Origin of the sequence: Bradyrhizobium sp. CB3481 (assembly GCF_029714305.1) — a bacterium.
GTDB lineage: Bacteria > Pseudomonadota > Alphaproteobacteria > Rhizobiales > Xanthobacteraceae > Bradyrhizobium.
This window is the reverse complement of record NZ_CP121647.1, coordinates 7,681,512-7,695,011: the sequence shown is the minus strand read 5'-3', so window position 1 is coordinate 7,695,011 and position 13,500 is coordinate 7,681,512. Positions and strand designations below refer to the sequence as shown.

Here is a 13,500-nt window from a genome sequence, read left to right as displayed (position 1 = left end):
CGCCTATTCGCTATGGCTGCGGTGTTCCCTTCTGTTTTCCCACGACAAGGCCGATTTCATGTTTCCAAAGCCCAAATCCGTGCTGGTTCCGAATACCTATGCGTACGAATCCGGACCGATGGTGAAGGCGACCGGCTTTCGCGAATACGACGCGCGCTGGCTGTTCGAAAAGGAAATCAACCTGATGGGCGTCCAGGCGCTGGGCATGGGGCTCGGCGCGCTGATCGCGGAACTCGGCGTCAAGCAGGAGATCGTGACCGGTCATGATTTTCGCGGCTATTCCGCCTCGATCAAATACGCGCTGATTTCCGGCCTGATGGCGGCGGGCTGCAAGGTGCACGACATTGGCCTTGCGGTAACGCCGATGGCCTATTTCGCGCAATTCGATCTCGATGTGCCCTGCGTTGCGATGGTCACCGCCTCGCACAACGACAATGGCTGGACCGGCGTCAAGATGGGCGCCAACCGGCCGCTGACCTTCGGTCCCGATGAAATGACGCGGCTGAAGGAGATCGTGCTCAACGCCGAGTTTAAGAACAGGGACGGCGGTGCCTATCAATTCCACGAGAATTTTCCGGCGCGCTACATCGCCGATCTCACCAATCGCCCAAAACTCAAGCGCAGGCTGAAAGTCGTGGCCGCCTGCGGCAACGGCACCGCGGGTGCGTTCGCGCCGCAGGTGCTGGAGGCGATCGGCTGCGAGGTGATCCCGCTCGACACCGAGCTCGACCATACCTTCCCGAAATACAATCCAAATCCAGAAGACATGGAGATGCTGCACGCGATCCGCGACGCCGTGCTCCAGCACAAGGCCGATGTCGGCCTCGGCTTCGATGGTGACGGCGACCGCTGCGGCGTGGTCGACAATACCGGCGAGGAAATCTTCGCCGACAAAGTCGGCGTGATGCTGGCGCGCGACATGTCGGCGATCCACAAGGATGCGCAGTTCGTGGTCGACGTGAAGTCGACCGGGCTATTCGTCACGGATCCGGTGCTGCAGAAGCAGGGCGCCAAGACCGCGTATTGGAAGACCGGCCATTCCTACATGAAGCGTCGCACCAACGAGATGGGCGCGCTGGCGGGATTCGAGAAGTCCGGCCACTTCTTCTTCAACAAGCCGTTCGGCCGCGGCTATGATGACGGCCTGGTCTCGGCGATCGCAATCTGCGAAATGCTCGATCGCGCGCCCGGCAAGTCGATGGCCGACCTGAAGAATGCGATCCCGAAAACCTGGTCGTCGCCGACGATGTCGCCGCATTGCGCCGACGAGGTGAAATACCGCGTGGCCGACGCCGTCGTGAAGCACTTCGAGACGCTGCAGAAGCAGGGCGAGAAAGTTGCGGGCCAGAAGATCCGCGATCTCGTCACCGTCAACGGCGTGCGCGTCACCGTCGAGGACGGCAGCTGGGGCCTGGTGCGGGCTTCATCGAACAAGCCGGAGCTGGTGGTCGTGGTCGAGAGCCCGGTCAGCGAGCAGCGCATGCGCGACATATTCGAGGCGATGGATGGCGTGCTGCGCACGCATCCGGAAGTGGGTGAATACAATCAGAAGATTTGAGCGGGCGAAACAGCCCCACCCACAACTGTCGTCCCCCGCGAAGGCGGGGGATCCAGTACGCCGCGGCTCATCGGTTCAATTACGAACGTCTCTGGAATACTGGGTCCCCCGCCTTCGCGGGGGATGACAGCGGAGTTTTTGCGGGAATCCCGACTACGCCGCCGGCACCGGCAGCGCGGTCACCGACTTGATCTTCTCCATCGCAAAGCGCGAGGTGACGTTCTTCAGCGGCACGGCGCTGATCAGCTTCTTGTAGAACACGTCATAGCTCGCCATGTCGGCTACCACGACACGCAGCATGTAGTCGACGTCGCCGGCCATGCGATAAAATTCCATCACCTCGGGCATGGCGCTGACGGCGTCGGCGAATTTGCGCAGCCAGGCGTCGGAATGGTCGTTGCTCTCGACCGAGACGAACACGGAAATGCCGAGCCCGATCTTGTTCTGGTCGACCAGAGCCACCCGGCGCAGGATCACGCCGTCGGCCTCCAGCCGCTGGATGCGCTTCCAGCACGGCGTCGAGGACAGTCCGACCCGGTCGCCGATTTCGGCGACAGAGAGCGAGGCATCTTCCTGGAGCACGGCCAGTATCTTGCGGTCGATCGCGTCCAGGCGGCGGTTGGCTTCAGGGAGCTGAACGGCTAGGTCGGTCATGAGAAGAATGTTCCATAGAGGGTGTTTCATACCCTCATATATAGAAAATTCTTCTATAGCAAGCCCCGCTAGCGCCCCGCGGAGGCTTGGCCTGCAACCTTGCCGTGGCTCAAAAGCTCTTCAACTTCAGCACGTTGCGGGGCTGCGAAGGCCCCTCCGAAGCGGGTGCATTTCAGCGCCGCGGCGGCCGAGGCGAAACGGAGCGCCTGCCGCAGCTCCTGTTTCTCGGTAATCGCCAGCGCAAAGGCGCCATGGAAGACGTCGCCGGCGCCGAGCGTATCCACCGTATGGACCGGGAAGGCCGGCGTCTCCTGGATCTCCCCCTTCTCGTCGAGCCAGATCGTGCCCCGCGGACCGCGGGTGCCTGCCAGGAAGGACGGGGTCAGCTTGGCGATCTTCTTCAGCGCCTGGGCGTCGTCGGTGACATCAGCGGTCTCCTGCAGCGGCTCGCTGGAGAACACCAGGTGGGTGGAGGCGTTGAGCAGGCCCTCGCGCAGCGACATCGCGCGGTCGACGTCGACAACGACCGGGATGCCGCGGCGGACGGCCTCGGCGCACAGCTCGGTGCAGAATTCCGCGCAGCGGCTCTCGGTGAGGATGGCGGCGCAATCGTTCAGCAGCGTGTCGAAGTCGGGCAGTTTCACATGCCACAGTTTTGGATCGCGGAAGGTCACGATGGTGCGCTCGCCGGAAGGATCGATCATGACCGCCGAGATCGGCGTCACCAGCCCAGGCATGTGAATGAGATGCCTGGTCTCGATGCCCTCATGCGCCATCTGATCGAAGATGAAGCGGCTCGAGGTCTCCTTGGCGTCGCCCATCGGTCCGCAGATCGAGGCGCGTCCACCGAGCCGCGCGATGCCGATCGCGCCGTTGAGCGCATTGCCGCCGCAGATCTCGTCGAAGGCGGTGGCGTTCTCCTTGGAACCGCGCCCGGGAACGCCCGGCGTATGAAAGGTGAGGTCGCGCACCGGCATGCCGATGCACAGGATGCGGGGAGGTGTTTTCGGCGCCTTATCCTGAAAATTCATGCGTGGACCCGTCATGTCCGTTCAAGCCCCAAGCCCATCGAACAAGCCAATCGAACAGGGTAATCGGGCAAGCCGATGTCGGTTCCCGGGCTAGCCGCCCTTATTGCCGTCGCCATGCAACCATTGGCCGATCAAATGATGCGCGATGGCAAAGGGATGCGCGGCAAACAGGCCGTCGGGGTGCTGGCGCTTGTGCATGAGCGCGAGTTCAGCGCGGTCGAACCAGCGCGCATCCTCGAGTTCGGTGCGATCGACCACGATCTCCTCGCTGATCGCGCGCGCCGTGCAGCCGATCATCAGGGACGACGGGTAGGGCCAAGGCTGCGTCATGTAGTAGTTCACGTCGCCGACGCGGATGCCGGATTCCTCGAAAATCTCGCGGCGCACGGCGTCCTCGATCGTTTCGGCGGCTTCGACGAAGCCGGCGAGGCATGAATACATGCCGGGCATGAACTGCTTCTGGCGGCCGAGCAGCGCCTTGTCGCCGAGGCTGACGAACATGATCACGACCGGATCGGTGCGCGGAAAATGCTCGGCCTTGCAGCTGGCGCATTCGCGCTTCCAGCCGCCTTCCCTCATCGCGGTGCGCGCGCCGCAATTGGCGCAATATCCATGGCGCTGGTGCCAACCCACCAGCGATTTCGCCATCGCGATGGCCGAGAGCTGCTCCGGCGGCAGCACGCCTTGCATCGCCATGCTGCGCAATTCCGTTATCGCGACATCGCTGCGGCCGATCAGCTTTTCCGCAGCGCTGGGCGACATGCCCATGCCGAAGACCGGCGCGCCGTCGCGCAAACCTAAGAAGATCGTGCCGGGATTGGCGCCGTAGTCGAGCGCTTCCTTGATCGAGAGCAGCGCGCGGGGGCCGCTCTCCTCCTGCTTGGTGACCAGCGAGTCGCGGTAGACCACATAGGCCCGCGCATTGCTCTGGCCTTCCAGCGCAAACAGTTTTTCGTCATTGGTGCGGAAATGCGCGGCCCGATCGAGCGTGTGGGTAACGAAGGCGGGCTTGCCTAATGGATATTTGTCGAATGCGGACATCTGTTCAACCCAACCAGATCTTGCGGCGAAGCGCGTTGATGAAATTCTGAACTTCCTCGGCGTCATGCGCCAGCGGCGGCATCACGCCCCAGACCGGGCGCGGCCAGGCCGCGTCGCTGGTGCGCCGCGCGATGACGTGGACGTGCAGCTGCGGCACCAGATTGCCGAGCGCCGCGACATTGAGCTTGTCGCATTTGGTGATCTCTTTGAGCGCCCGCGACACCCGGGCAATTTCGGTCATGAGCTGCGCCTGCGCGACCTCGTCGAGGTCGATGATTTCCACCGCCCCCTCCCGGCGCGGCACCAGCAAGAGCCAGGGGTAATGCGCATCCTTGATGACCAGCACCTTGCACAGCGGCAAGTCGCCGATATCGATCGTGTCTTTCTTGAGCTGGGAGTGCAGCGACCAGGCGTCAGAGGGCATCAAGGGTTCCCGCGCCCGATGCATGCCGGGCCTTTAAAAGTGCCTTCTAGAGGGCACTCACGCATTTTCATACCAAGCTGTCATCATCCGCGAAAGCGGATGATCCAGTACGCTGCGCCCTTCCTTTTTACTGATGGGCCGCAGGGTACTGGATACCCCGCCTTCGCGGGGTATGACAGGGAAAGGCGGGGGTATGACAAGGGAAAGCCCCGCTTGCTTTCCGGCCCTTTTGGCCCCAAATAGGGACCGGGAGATTGGCGGTGGACGAGCCACTCGCCAACCGGGTCAGGTCCGGAAGGAAGCAGCCCTAACGAGGTCCGGATCGGGTCGCTCGTCAGTCTCCTACCTGTTTTTCGAGCAAATCGCGCATGAAAGCGGCCGGGTCCGCCGCCATGCGCTCGATTGCGTCCTATCCGCAAGCCGGCCCCGAGAGACAATCAATTGCGGATCGACCGATGAGTGATGCTGGCGCTCCCCCCGACAAGTCAGAAGCTGGCTTGGGTCTCGGCAACGAGGCCGCCAAGCCCTACCGGGTGCTGGCACGCAAATACCGCCCCTCCAGCTTCGACGACCTGATCGGCCAGGAGGCCATGGTCCGCACCGTTTCGAATGCGTTCGAAACCGGGCGAATTCCGCAGGCCTGGATCCTGACCGGCGTCCGCGGCGTCGGCAAAACCACCACGGCGCGAATCCTTGCCCGCGCGCTCAACTACGAGAAGCCGGACGGTTCGGTGAATGGGCCGACCATCCACATGCCCGACCTCGGGGTGCACTGCCAGGCCATCATGGAAAGCCGGCACATGGACGTCCTGGAAATGGACGCGGCCTCGCATACCGGCGTCGACGACGTCCGTCAGATCAATGACAGCGTGCGCTATGCGCCGGCCAGCGCCCGCTACAAGGTCTACATCATCGACGAAGTCCACATGCTGTCGACGGCGGCGTTCAACGCCTTCCTGAAGACGCTGGAGGAGCCGCCCGAGCACGCCAAATTCGTGTTCGCCACCACCGAAATCCGCAAAGTCCCGGTGACGGTGCTGTCGCGCTGCCAGCGGTTCGACCTGCGCCGGGTCGAGGCCGACGTGCTGATGGGGCATCTCTCCAACATTGCCAAAAAGGAAGGCGTCGAGGTCGAGCCCGAGGCGCTTGGCATCATCGCACGCGCCGCAGAAGGTTCGGTGCGTGATTCGCTGTCGCTGTTCGACCAGGCAATTGCCCATGCCGCGGGCACTGTCCGCGCCGACGCGGTACGGCAGATGCTGGGGCTGGCCGACCGCACCCGGGTGATCGACCTGTTCGAGCATCTGGCGCGCGGCGATATCGCCAGCGCCTTTGGCGAATTCCGCTCGCAATATGACGTCGGCGCCGATCCGGTCGTGGTGCTGTCCGATCTCGCCGAATTCGTCAATTTCGTCACCCGCGTGAAGGCCGTCCCGGCAACCGCCGACAATGTCGCGTTCGGCGAGACCGAGCGGGTGCGCGGGCGCGAATTTGCCGCCAAACTGTCGATGCGAGTGCTGTCGCGGATGTGGCAGATGCTGCTCAAGGGCATCGCCGAGGTGCAGATCGCAACGCGGCCGGCGGCGGCCGCCGAAATGGTGCTGGTCCGCATCGCCTATGTCGCTGACTTGCCGACCCCGGACGAGGCGATCCGGATGCTCGACCAGAACGGCGGCGGAACGCAGATCGCCTCGGGCGGCGCGGCGCCGTCACGGCCCGCCCCAGCTGCGCCGGTATCTCAGATGCCGGCCGCGCCCATGCGTACGCCAAGCTCGCCCCGCTCCGGCGCCGAGGCCTCCGCCCGCCCGCAAATGGCACCGGCGGCCCAAACCGAAGCCGCGCCCGTGCTGCGGATCAACAGCTTTCCGCAGCTGGTGGCGCTCGCCGGCGAGAAGCGCGATATCCTGACCAAGGCGGCGCTGGAAGCCGACATGCGTCTCGTCCGTTTCGAGGATGGGCGGTTGGAAGTGGCGCTGGAACGCGTCGCGGCGCGAGGGCTGGTCAACGACCTCTCCCGCAAGCTGGAACTGTGGACGGGCCGGCGCTGGACCGTGATCGTCTCCAACGAGGAAGGCCAGCCGACGCTGCGCGCGCAGAATGAGCAGGCGCGGAACGAGCATGCCCGCGCCGCGGAGGCCGATCCGCGGGTGCAGGAGGTGCTGTCGCGCTTTCCCGGCGCCAAGGTTATCGAGGTGCGCCGGCTTGCCGCCGAGCCGCCGGAATCCAATATTAACGCTGAAGAGTTGAACGAGACTTCCGACAGCGACGACGATTGATCGGACTCTCGAGAGGACGGATGAATGGCTGATTTTCTCGGCATGATGAAGCAGGCGGCGCAACTGCAATCAAAAATGCAGGCGATGCAGGAAGAGCTCGGCAATGTCGAGGTCGAGGGCATCTCCGGCGGCGGGCTGGTTGCCGTGCGCATGACCGCGAAGATGGAAGTGAAGGGCGTCAAGATTGACCCCTCGCTGATGAAGGCCGAAGAGCGCGAAGTGCTCGAGGATCTGCTGGTGACCGCGCATGGCGACGCCCGGCGCAAGGCGGAATTGGCGATGCAGGAAAAGATGCAGGCGCTGACCGGCGGGCTCGGCCTGCCGCCCGGCCTGCTTGGTCTCGGCTAGAAAATGGCTGCAAGCGTTGCCGGCCCTGAAATCGAACGCCTGATCCAGCTGCTGGCACGCCTGCCGGGACTCGGGCCGCGCTCGGCGCGGCGCGCGGCGCTGCATCTGATCAAGAAACGCGAGGCACTGATGACGCCGCTCGCCGGCGCCCTGCAAGTCGCGATCGAGCGCATCCAGGTCTGCAAGACCTGCGGCAATATCGACACCAACAATCCGTGCACCGTGTGCACCGATCCGCGGCGCGATCCCTCGACCATCGTCGTGGTCGCCGACGTCGCTGATCTCTGGGCGCTGGAACGGGCCAATGCGACCAACGGCCGCTACCACGTGCTCGGCGCCACATTGTCGCCACTCGACGGTGTCGGTCCGCAGGATCTTACCATCGACGCGCTGGTGGCCCGCGCGCATGAACCACAGGTCAGCGAAATCGTTCTGGCCCTCAATGCGACGGTTGATGGCCAAACTACGGCCCACTACATCACCGATCTTCTGCAGGATGCCAATGTCAAGGTGACACGGCTTGCGCACGGCGTACCGGTCGGCGGCGAGCTTGATTATCTCGACGAAGGTACGCTATCGGCAGCGATGCGGCAGCGAACGCTGTTCTAACCCTATACTTACGGAACTGATCGACATGACGAAACGACGATTCGGCAAACGCTCCCGCTTTGCGCTCATCATCGCCGCAGCCCTGGTCGCCCCTTCCGCATGGGCGCAGCAAAGCGAGCCCGCGCCGAAGCCCGGCAAGCCGATCAATGCCGGCGACGTCTTGTCCGGCGAACTCACTTCCATGAAGGGTAGCAAGCGGAGCAAGCGCCCCCAGACCTACCAGATCACCAGCGAGCCGCGCCGCCTGCCGCCGCCGAACGGCCTCTGCAATCTCGAAACCGGCCCCGAAACCTTCCAGCTCGTCACCACCAGCGACGCCCAGGCCGCGCAGCTGAAAAATTTCATCGGCAAGGAAATCTCCGTCAAGGTCGACGAGGTCGCCTGCGCGCAGGACGCCGGCCAGATGAGCGAAGCCGTCATCACGAAGTGGAGCGTGGTGACCAAGCATTGAGTTGCCGCCGTCATTGCCACAAACCTCGCTGTCGTCGCCCGGCCTTGTGCGCACTTGCGCACTGGGACCGGGCGATCCAGTACGCCGCGGCCCATCAGTTCTATCGCAACTGCTCTGGAATACTGGGTCCCCCGCCTTCGCGGGGGACGACGATCGGGGCTTAAACCTTCACCGGCCCCAGCGCTTCGAAATGCCCGCGCCGCTGCAACCAGGCCAGAAGCATCAGACTGGGGATCGCGACCAATACACAGATCACGAAAAACATCGGCCACCCCGTCGCCTTCGCCACATAGCCCGCGCCGGAGGAAAGGTAAGTCCGCCCGACGGCGGCGAGCGCCGTCAGCAGCGCATATTGGGTTGCGGTATGTAGCGGGTTGCGACACAGCGCCGACAGATACGCGACGAAGATCACAGTGCCGATGGCGCTGGTGAAATTCTCCGCAGTGATAGCGAACGCCAGCGCCCACTGGTTGACGCCGACAAAGGCCAGCCACGAGAACGATAGATTGGCGATTGCCTGCAGCACGCCGCCGATCCACAGGCTCGCGGCCAGCGAATAGCGCCGCGCCACGAACCCGCCCGCGAAGCCGCCGATCAGGGTGGCGGCGAGCCCCACGCCTTTGACGATCGCGGCATAATCGTTGCGCGTGAACCCGAGGTCGATCACGAACGGCGCGGTCATGGTGCCGGAGAACGCATCGGTGAACTTGAACAGGACCACGAAGGCTAGCGCCGCGAAGGCATCGCGGCGGGTCAGGAATTCGGAGAACGCACCGATCGCGGCATGCAACACGCGGGAGAATGCGCTTTCGCTGCGCGTCGCAGCTTCCGCGCGCGCGGATTGGTCGGGCTCGGTCGCGACCAGGGCGGTAATCGTCCCGATCAGCACCAGCGCGGCCATCACCACATAACCCCACATCCAGGCGGCGCCGCGCGTAATGCCGGTGCTCTCGAACCCCGTCACAATGAACAGCGCGCCCGCAGTCGAGACCAGCATTCCGATGCGATAGGCGGCGACATAGGACGCCATGCCCGCGGCCTGCTCGCTCTCGGGCAGGCTTTCGACGCGAAACGCATCGACCACGATGTCCTGAGTGGACGACATCGTCGCCACCAGCAGCGCGCCGAGCGCCACGAACAGCGGCGAGCGCGCAGGATCGGTAAGCGCCAGCAGCAGGATCGATCCGATCAACAGCAATTGTGAAAGCACCAGCCAGCCGCGACGGCGACCGAGCGCCCGCGTGAACAATGGTACATGCAGCGCATCAACCAGCGGCGCCCACAGGAACTTCAGCGTGTAGGGAGTGCCGACCATGGCGAACAGCCCGATGGTGACAAGATCGACCCCGGATTCGCGCATCCAGACCAAGAGCGTCGACCCCGACAGCGCCAGCGGCAGGCCGGAAGAAAAGCCGAGCATCAGCACGATCAGTACGCGTGGCTGCAGGTAGACGGCCAGGCTCTCGCGCCAGGAGGTGCGTGTCGTTTCGGTCTTGTCGGTTGCTCGGGCAGTGGCTTCGGGTGCGGTCATGCAGGGGGTGTTAGCAGATTTTGCCAAAAAAGACCTGTCATCGTCCGCGAAGGCGGACGATCCAGTACTCCGCGAAATCAATTGTCAACAATGAGGGGCGCGGAATACTGGGTCCCCCGCCTTCGCGGGGGATGACAGCGGAGAGCTTGGCTGGGTTCACGAGGTCAAGGGCTGGCAATACCTGGATAGAGGTCATCCCAGTTGGGATTGAGTTCCTCGATCAACCGGACCTTCCAGGCTCGATTCCATTTCTTCAGCCGCTTCTCGCGCCTGATTGCACTCTCGATGTCGTCGAACTGCTCAAAATAGACCAGCTTGTGCACGTCATACTTCTTGGTGAAACCCTTCATCAGCTCAAGGCAATGCTCACCAACGCGCCGCACCAAGTCGTTCGTCACGCCAATGTAAAGTGTACCGCCGATGCGGCTGGCGAGGATGTAGACGTAGTAACTGCGTGCTCCCATCTGCGGCCTCTGGGATACTGGGTCGCCCGGTCAAGCCGGGCGATGACAGGCTAATATGTGGCTTCGGCCGGACCAGTCACTCACTCCCCAGCCTGCAGCTTGCGCGGGGCGGGGAACAGTTCGGCCGTTCCGCCTTTCACGACGCGTGGCATCTCGGCCGGTGCGTCGGTCTTGCTGAAATCGAGCTCCTCGATGCGGCCGGCGCGCTTTTCGATCTTGTCCGCCGAGATCAGGATCTGGCGCACGTCCTCGTTGACGTCATCAAAATGCTTTTTCAGCTTGAGCACACGCTCGCGCAGGCGTCCGAGATCGTCGCCGAGGTTGAGCACTTCGGTGCGGATCTGGTCGGCGGCGTCGCGCATCCGCGCGTCTTTCAGGATCTGCTGCATGACCTGGATCGCCAGCATCAAGAGCGACGGCGACACCAGCACGACGCGGGCGCGGTAGGCCTTCTGAATCACGTCGTCAAAGCCGTCGTGAATTTCGGCATAGACCGATTCCGACGGCACGAACATCAGCGCGGTGTCCTGGGTCTCCCCGGCGATCAAATATTTCTCGGCGATGTCATTGACGTGCTTCATCACGTCGTTGCGCAGGCGCTGGCTGGCGAATTTGCGCTCCTCGTCGGTGCGCGCGTCGTGCAGCGCGGTCATCGCCTCCAGCGGAAATTTGGCGTCGATGCAGAGCGGCCGCTGGTCGGGCAGGAACACCACGCAGTCCGGCCGCTTGCCTGATGAGAGCGTGTACTGGAACTCGTAGGAGCCCTGCGGCATGCCGTCCTGGACGATCGCCTCCATCCGTGCCTGGCCGAAGGCGCCGCGCGACTGCTTGTTGGCGAGCACGTCGCGCAGCGTCGTCACCTGCGAGGTCAGGTCGGTGAGGTTCTTGTGGGCATTGTCGATGATGCCGAGCCGCTCGTGCAGCACGCGCAGGCTGTCCATGGTGTGCCGCGTGGTCGCTTCCATCGACTGGCCGACGCGGTGCGTCACCGAATCCAGCCGCTCGTTGACGGCGCGCGCCATCTCGGCCTGCCGGCCGGTCAGCGCCTGCGCCATCGCATCGACCCGGCCGGCCGATTCGCTCTGCGCCCGCAGCATCTCGCTGAGGCGCTCCTCGAGCTCGTCGGCGCGAATCGCTTGCGCCATCGCCAGTTCCGCGCCGCGGCGGCCCGAGCGGGCAATGACTTTGGCGATCGCCAGCAGCAGCACGAGCGTGAGCGCGCCGAAGGCGGCGAGCGCCTCGCCAACGTGAATCGGCAGCTCGCCGATCTCCAGGAGAATTTCGTTCATGGCCCAACTTGTAGCCCGATTCGCCGTTCGGCGCGAACGAAGAGGGAACATTTATGGTGAATGCCCCGTTAATTTTCGTGGTTAACGCCGCCTTAAAAATCATGGTTAAGGCCGCCTTAACCTGTTCCGCCGCGCATTGACCCCGGCAAATCAGCGGCTTAAATCGCGCGCTATGGCCATCAGAGAAATCATCATCCTGCCGGACAAGCAGTTGCGGCTCGTCTCAAAACCCGTCGAGAAGGTGACGACGCAGATCCGCAAGCTTGCCGACGACATGTTCGAGACCATGTACGACGCGCCCGGCATCGGGCTGGCGGCGATCCAGGTCGCCGAGCCGCTGCGGCTGATCACCATGGATCTCGCCAAGAAGGACGAGAACGGCGAGACCAAGCCGAAACCGCGGGTATTCATCAATCCGGAAATCCTCTCCGCGTCCGAGGAACTGTCGGTCTATGAGGAGGGCTGCCTCTCGATCCCCGAATATTACGAGGAAGTCGAGCGTCCGGCGCGGGTGCGCATCCGCTTCACCGATCTCGACGGCAAGGTGCAGGAGGAAGACGCCGAGGGGCTGTTCGCCACCTGCATCCAGCACGAGATCGACCACCTCAACGGCGTCTTGTTCGTCGACTACCTGTCGAAGCTGAAGCGCGACCGCGTGCTGAAGAAGTTTACCAAGGCCGCCAAGCGCGCGACGGGGTAGGCCTTCCACCCCTTTCAGCCGTCATGGCCGGGCTCGTCCCGGCCATCCACGTCTTGGCGGCAGGAAAGCAAGAACGTGGATGCCCGGGACAAGCCCGGGCATGACGGGGTAAACCAAATCGACCTGGGATTTCCGTTCCATGCCGCTTCGCCTCATCTTCATGGGCACGCCCGATTTCTCCGTGCCGACGCTGCTCGAACTGGTGGCCCATGGCCAAGAGGTCGTCGCCGTCTATACTCGCGTGCCAAAACCGGCCGGGCGGGGCATGAAGCTGCAGCCGACGCCGGTCGAGCAGGAGGCGCGCCGGCTCGACATTCCCGTGCTGACGCCGACGACGCTGAAGACATCAGAAGCGCTCGCCGAATTCCGCGCGCATAATGCCGACGCCGCCGTCGTGGTCGCTTACGGCATGATCCTGCCGCAATCCATTCTCGACGCGCCGCGCTACGGCTGCTTCAATCTGCACGCTTCGCTGTTGCCGCGCTGGCGCGGCGCCGCGCCGATCAACCGCGCCATCATGGCCGGGGATGCCGAGAGCGGCGTGATGGTGATGAAGATGGATGTCGGCCTCGACACCGGCGACGTCGCGATGGCCGAGCGGATTGCGATCACGGACGCCATGACCGCGGCCGATCTGCACGATGCACTGGCGCCGCTCGGCGCCGACCTGATGGTGCGCGCGATGGGCGGGCTGGAGCGCGGCGGATTGCAACTCGCTAAGCAGAGCGAGGATGGCGTCACCTACGCCGCCAAGATCGAGAAGGCCGAAGCGCGGATCGACTGGAAGCGTCCCGCGCGCGCGGTGCTGCGGCACATTCACGGGCTGTCGCCGTTTCCCGGCGCCTGGTGCGAGATCGCAAGTGATGGCGAGCCGGCGCGGATCAAGATGCTGCGCTGCGAGTTCGTTAAGGGGACGGGCGCGTCCGGCGAGGTGCTCGACGACAATCTGGCTATCGCCTGCGGCGACGGCGCCATCCGGATTCTGGAGCTGCAGCGCGAAGGCAAGGCGCGGATGAAGGCCGCGGACTTCCTGCGCGGCACACCGCTGAAGGCCGGCGCGCGCCTCGCTTAACGCTGTCATACCCCGCGAAGGCGGGGTATCCAGTACGCCGCGGCCTTTGGGA

14 protein-coding genes and 1 other RNA gene are annotated in these 13,500 nt (G+C 63.9%); 8 read left to right on the top strand and 7 right to left on the bottom strand.

What is annotated here, in order from left to right:
• The first annotated feature begins 58 nt into the window (after window positions 1-58).
• A complete protein-coding gene (locus QA643_RS37045) occupies window positions 59-1,558 on the top strand; it encodes a phosphomannomutase/phosphoglucomutase (RefSeq protein WP_283030655.1) in 1,500 nt (499 codons plus the stop codon).
• Between the two features lie 153 nt (window positions 1,559-1,711).
• On the opposite strand, the gene QA643_RS37040 is transcribed toward QA643_RS37045, so the two are convergent.
• The 4 genes from QA643_RS37040 to QA643_RS37025 all read right to left on the bottom strand — a co-directional run bounded on the left by QA643_RS37040 (window position 1,712) and on the right by QA643_RS37025 (window position 4,708).
• On the bottom strand, window positions 1,712-2,212 hold the full coding sequence (locus QA643_RS37040; protein ID WP_283030653.1) for an Lrp/AsnC family transcriptional regulator: 501 nt from the start codon (window positions 2,210-2,212) through the stop codon (window positions 1,712-1,714).
• Window positions 2,213-2,280: 68 nt separating this feature from the next.
• Complete coding sequence (locus QA643_RS37035) at window positions 2,281-3,243, bottom strand: sugar kinase (RefSeq protein ID WP_283030652.1); 963 nt, start codon at window positions 3,241-3,243, stop codon at window positions 2,281-2,283.
• Between the two features lie 90 nt (window positions 3,244-3,333).
• Window positions 3,334-4,284, bottom strand: a complete 951-nt coding sequence (gene nudC / locus QA643_RS37030) for an NAD(+) diphosphatase (RefSeq protein ID WP_283030650.1) — start codon at window positions 4,282-4,284, stop codon at window positions 3,334-3,336.
• A 4-nt stretch (window positions 4,285-4,288) separates the two neighbouring features.
• Window positions 4,289-4,708: an HIT family protein gene (locus QA643_RS37025; protein ID WP_283030648.1), complete on the bottom strand. Its 420-nt coding sequence runs from the start codon at window positions 4,706-4,708 to the stop codon at window positions 4,289-4,291.
• A gap of 249 nt (window positions 4,709-4,957) precedes the next feature.
• Between QA643_RS37025 and ffs the strand changes: the two genes are divergently transcribed.
• The 5 genes from ffs (at window position 4,958) to QA643_RS37000 (ending at window position 8,392) form a co-directional block, all read left to right on the top strand.
• Window positions 4,958-5,054: signal recognition particle sRNA small type (gene ffs, locus QA643_RS37020), an RNA gene on the top strand.
• A 109-nt stretch (window positions 5,055-5,163) separates the two neighbouring features.
• Entirely contained in the window at window positions 5,164-6,984 is a 1,821-nt protein-coding gene (locus tag QA643_RS37015) for a DNA polymerase III subunit gamma/tau (protein ID WP_283030647.1), read from the top strand.
• A gap of 24 nt (window positions 6,985-7,008) precedes the next feature.
• Complete coding sequence (locus QA643_RS37010; protein WP_283030646.1) at window positions 7,009-7,332, top strand: YbaB/EbfC family nucleoid-associated protein; 324 nt, start codon at window positions 7,009-7,011, stop codon at window positions 7,330-7,332.
• Between the two features lie 3 nt (window positions 7,333-7,335).
• A complete protein-coding gene (gene recR, locus QA643_RS37005) occupies window positions 7,336-7,941 on the top strand; it encodes a recombination mediator RecR (protein WP_283030645.1) in 606 nt (201 codons plus the stop codon).
• A gap of 25 nt (window positions 7,942-7,966) precedes the next feature.
• Window positions 7,967-8,392, top strand: coding sequence for a hypothetical protein (locus QA643_RS37000; RefSeq protein WP_283030643.1), 426 nt, complete (start codon window positions 7,967-7,969; stop codon window positions 8,390-8,392).
• A 160-nt stretch (window positions 8,393-8,552) separates the two neighbouring features.
• On the opposite strand, the gene QA643_RS36995 is transcribed toward QA643_RS37000, so the two are convergent.
• From QA643_RS36995 to rmuC, 3 genes are all read right to left on the bottom strand, one after another.
• Window positions 8,553-9,923, bottom strand: a complete 1,371-nt coding sequence (locus tag QA643_RS36995) for an MFS transporter (RefSeq protein WP_283030642.1) — start codon at window positions 9,921-9,923, stop codon at window positions 8,553-8,555.
• Window positions 9,924-10,087: 164 nt separating this feature from the next.
• Window positions 10,088-10,387: a GIY-YIG nuclease family protein gene (locus QA643_RS36990; RefSeq protein WP_283030641.1), complete on the bottom strand. Its 300-nt coding sequence runs from the start codon at window positions 10,385-10,387 to the stop codon at window positions 10,088-10,090.
• 80 nt (window positions 10,388-10,467) lie between these two features.
• Entirely contained in the window at window positions 10,468-11,676 is a 1,209-nt protein-coding gene (gene rmuC, locus QA643_RS36985) for a DNA recombination protein RmuC (protein WP_283030640.1), read from the bottom strand.
• Window positions 11,677-11,848: 172 nt separating this feature from the next.
• Here rmuC and def point away from each other — a divergent pair, with 172 nt between their 5' ends.
• Together def and fmt are read left to right on the top strand one after the other, a co-directional pair.
• Window positions 11,849-12,376, top strand: coding sequence for a peptide deformylase (gene def / locus QA643_RS36980; RefSeq protein ID WP_283030638.1), 528 nt, complete (start codon window positions 11,849-11,851; stop codon window positions 12,374-12,376).
• 139 nt (window positions 12,377-12,515) lie between these two features.
• On the top strand, window positions 12,516-13,448 hold the full coding sequence (gene fmt / locus QA643_RS36975) for a methionyl-tRNA formyltransferase (RefSeq protein WP_283030637.1): 933 nt from the start codon (window positions 12,516-12,518) through the stop codon (window positions 13,446-13,448).
• The last annotated feature ends 52 nt before the right edge of the window (window positions 13,449-13,500 follow it).

Coding starts and splice junctions, on each gene's coding strand:
- QA643_RS37015 (WP_283030647.1), top strand. CDS start 5,164: ATGAGTGATGCTGGCGCTCCCCCCGACAAGTCAGAAGCTGGCTTGGGT.
- QA643_RS37010 (WP_283030646.1), top strand. CDS start 7,009: ATGGCTGATTTTCTCGGCATGATGAAGCAGGCGGCGCAACTGCAATCA.
- QA643_RS37025 (WP_283030648.1), bottom strand. CDS start 4,708: ATGCCCTCTGACGCCTGGTCGCTGCACTCCCAGCTCAAGAAAGACACG.
- QA643_RS36990 (WP_283030641.1), bottom strand. CDS start 10,387: ATGGGAGCACGCAGTTACTACGTCTACATCCTCGCCAGCCGCATCGGC.
- recR (WP_283030645.1), top strand. CDS start 7,336: ATGGCTGCAAGCGTTGCCGGCCCTGAAATCGAACGCCTGATCCAGCTG.
- def (WP_283030638.1), top strand. CDS start 11,849: ATGGCCATCAGAGAAATCATCATCCTGCCGGACAAGCAGTTGCGGCTC.
- QA643_RS36995 (WP_283030642.1), bottom strand. CDS start 9,923: ATGACCGCACCCGAAGCCACTGCCCGAGCAACCGACAAGACCGAAACG.
- QA643_RS37045 (WP_283030655.1), top strand. CDS start 59: ATGTTTCCAAAGCCCAAATCCGTGCTGGTTCCGAATACCTATGCGTAC.
- QA643_RS37040 (WP_283030653.1), bottom strand. CDS start 2,212: ATGACCGACCTAGCCGTTCAGCTCCCTGAAGCCAACCGCCGCCTGGAC.
- QA643_RS37035 (WP_283030652.1), bottom strand. CDS start 3,243: ATGAATTTTCAGGATAAGGCGCCGAAAACACCTCCCCGCATCCTGTGC.
- fmt (WP_283030637.1), top strand. CDS start 12,516: ATGCCGCTTCGCCTCATCTTCATGGGCACGCCCGATTTCTCCGTGCCG.
- nudC (WP_283030650.1), bottom strand. CDS start 4,284: ATGTCCGCATTCGACAAATATCCATTAGGCAAGCCCGCCTTCGTTACC.
- QA643_RS37000 (WP_283030643.1), top strand. CDS start 7,967: ATGACGAAACGACGATTCGGCAAACGCTCCCGCTTTGCGCTCATCATC.
- rmuC (WP_283030640.1), bottom strand. CDS start 11,676: ATGAACGAAATTCTCCTGGAGATCGGCGAGCTGCCGATTCACGTTGGC.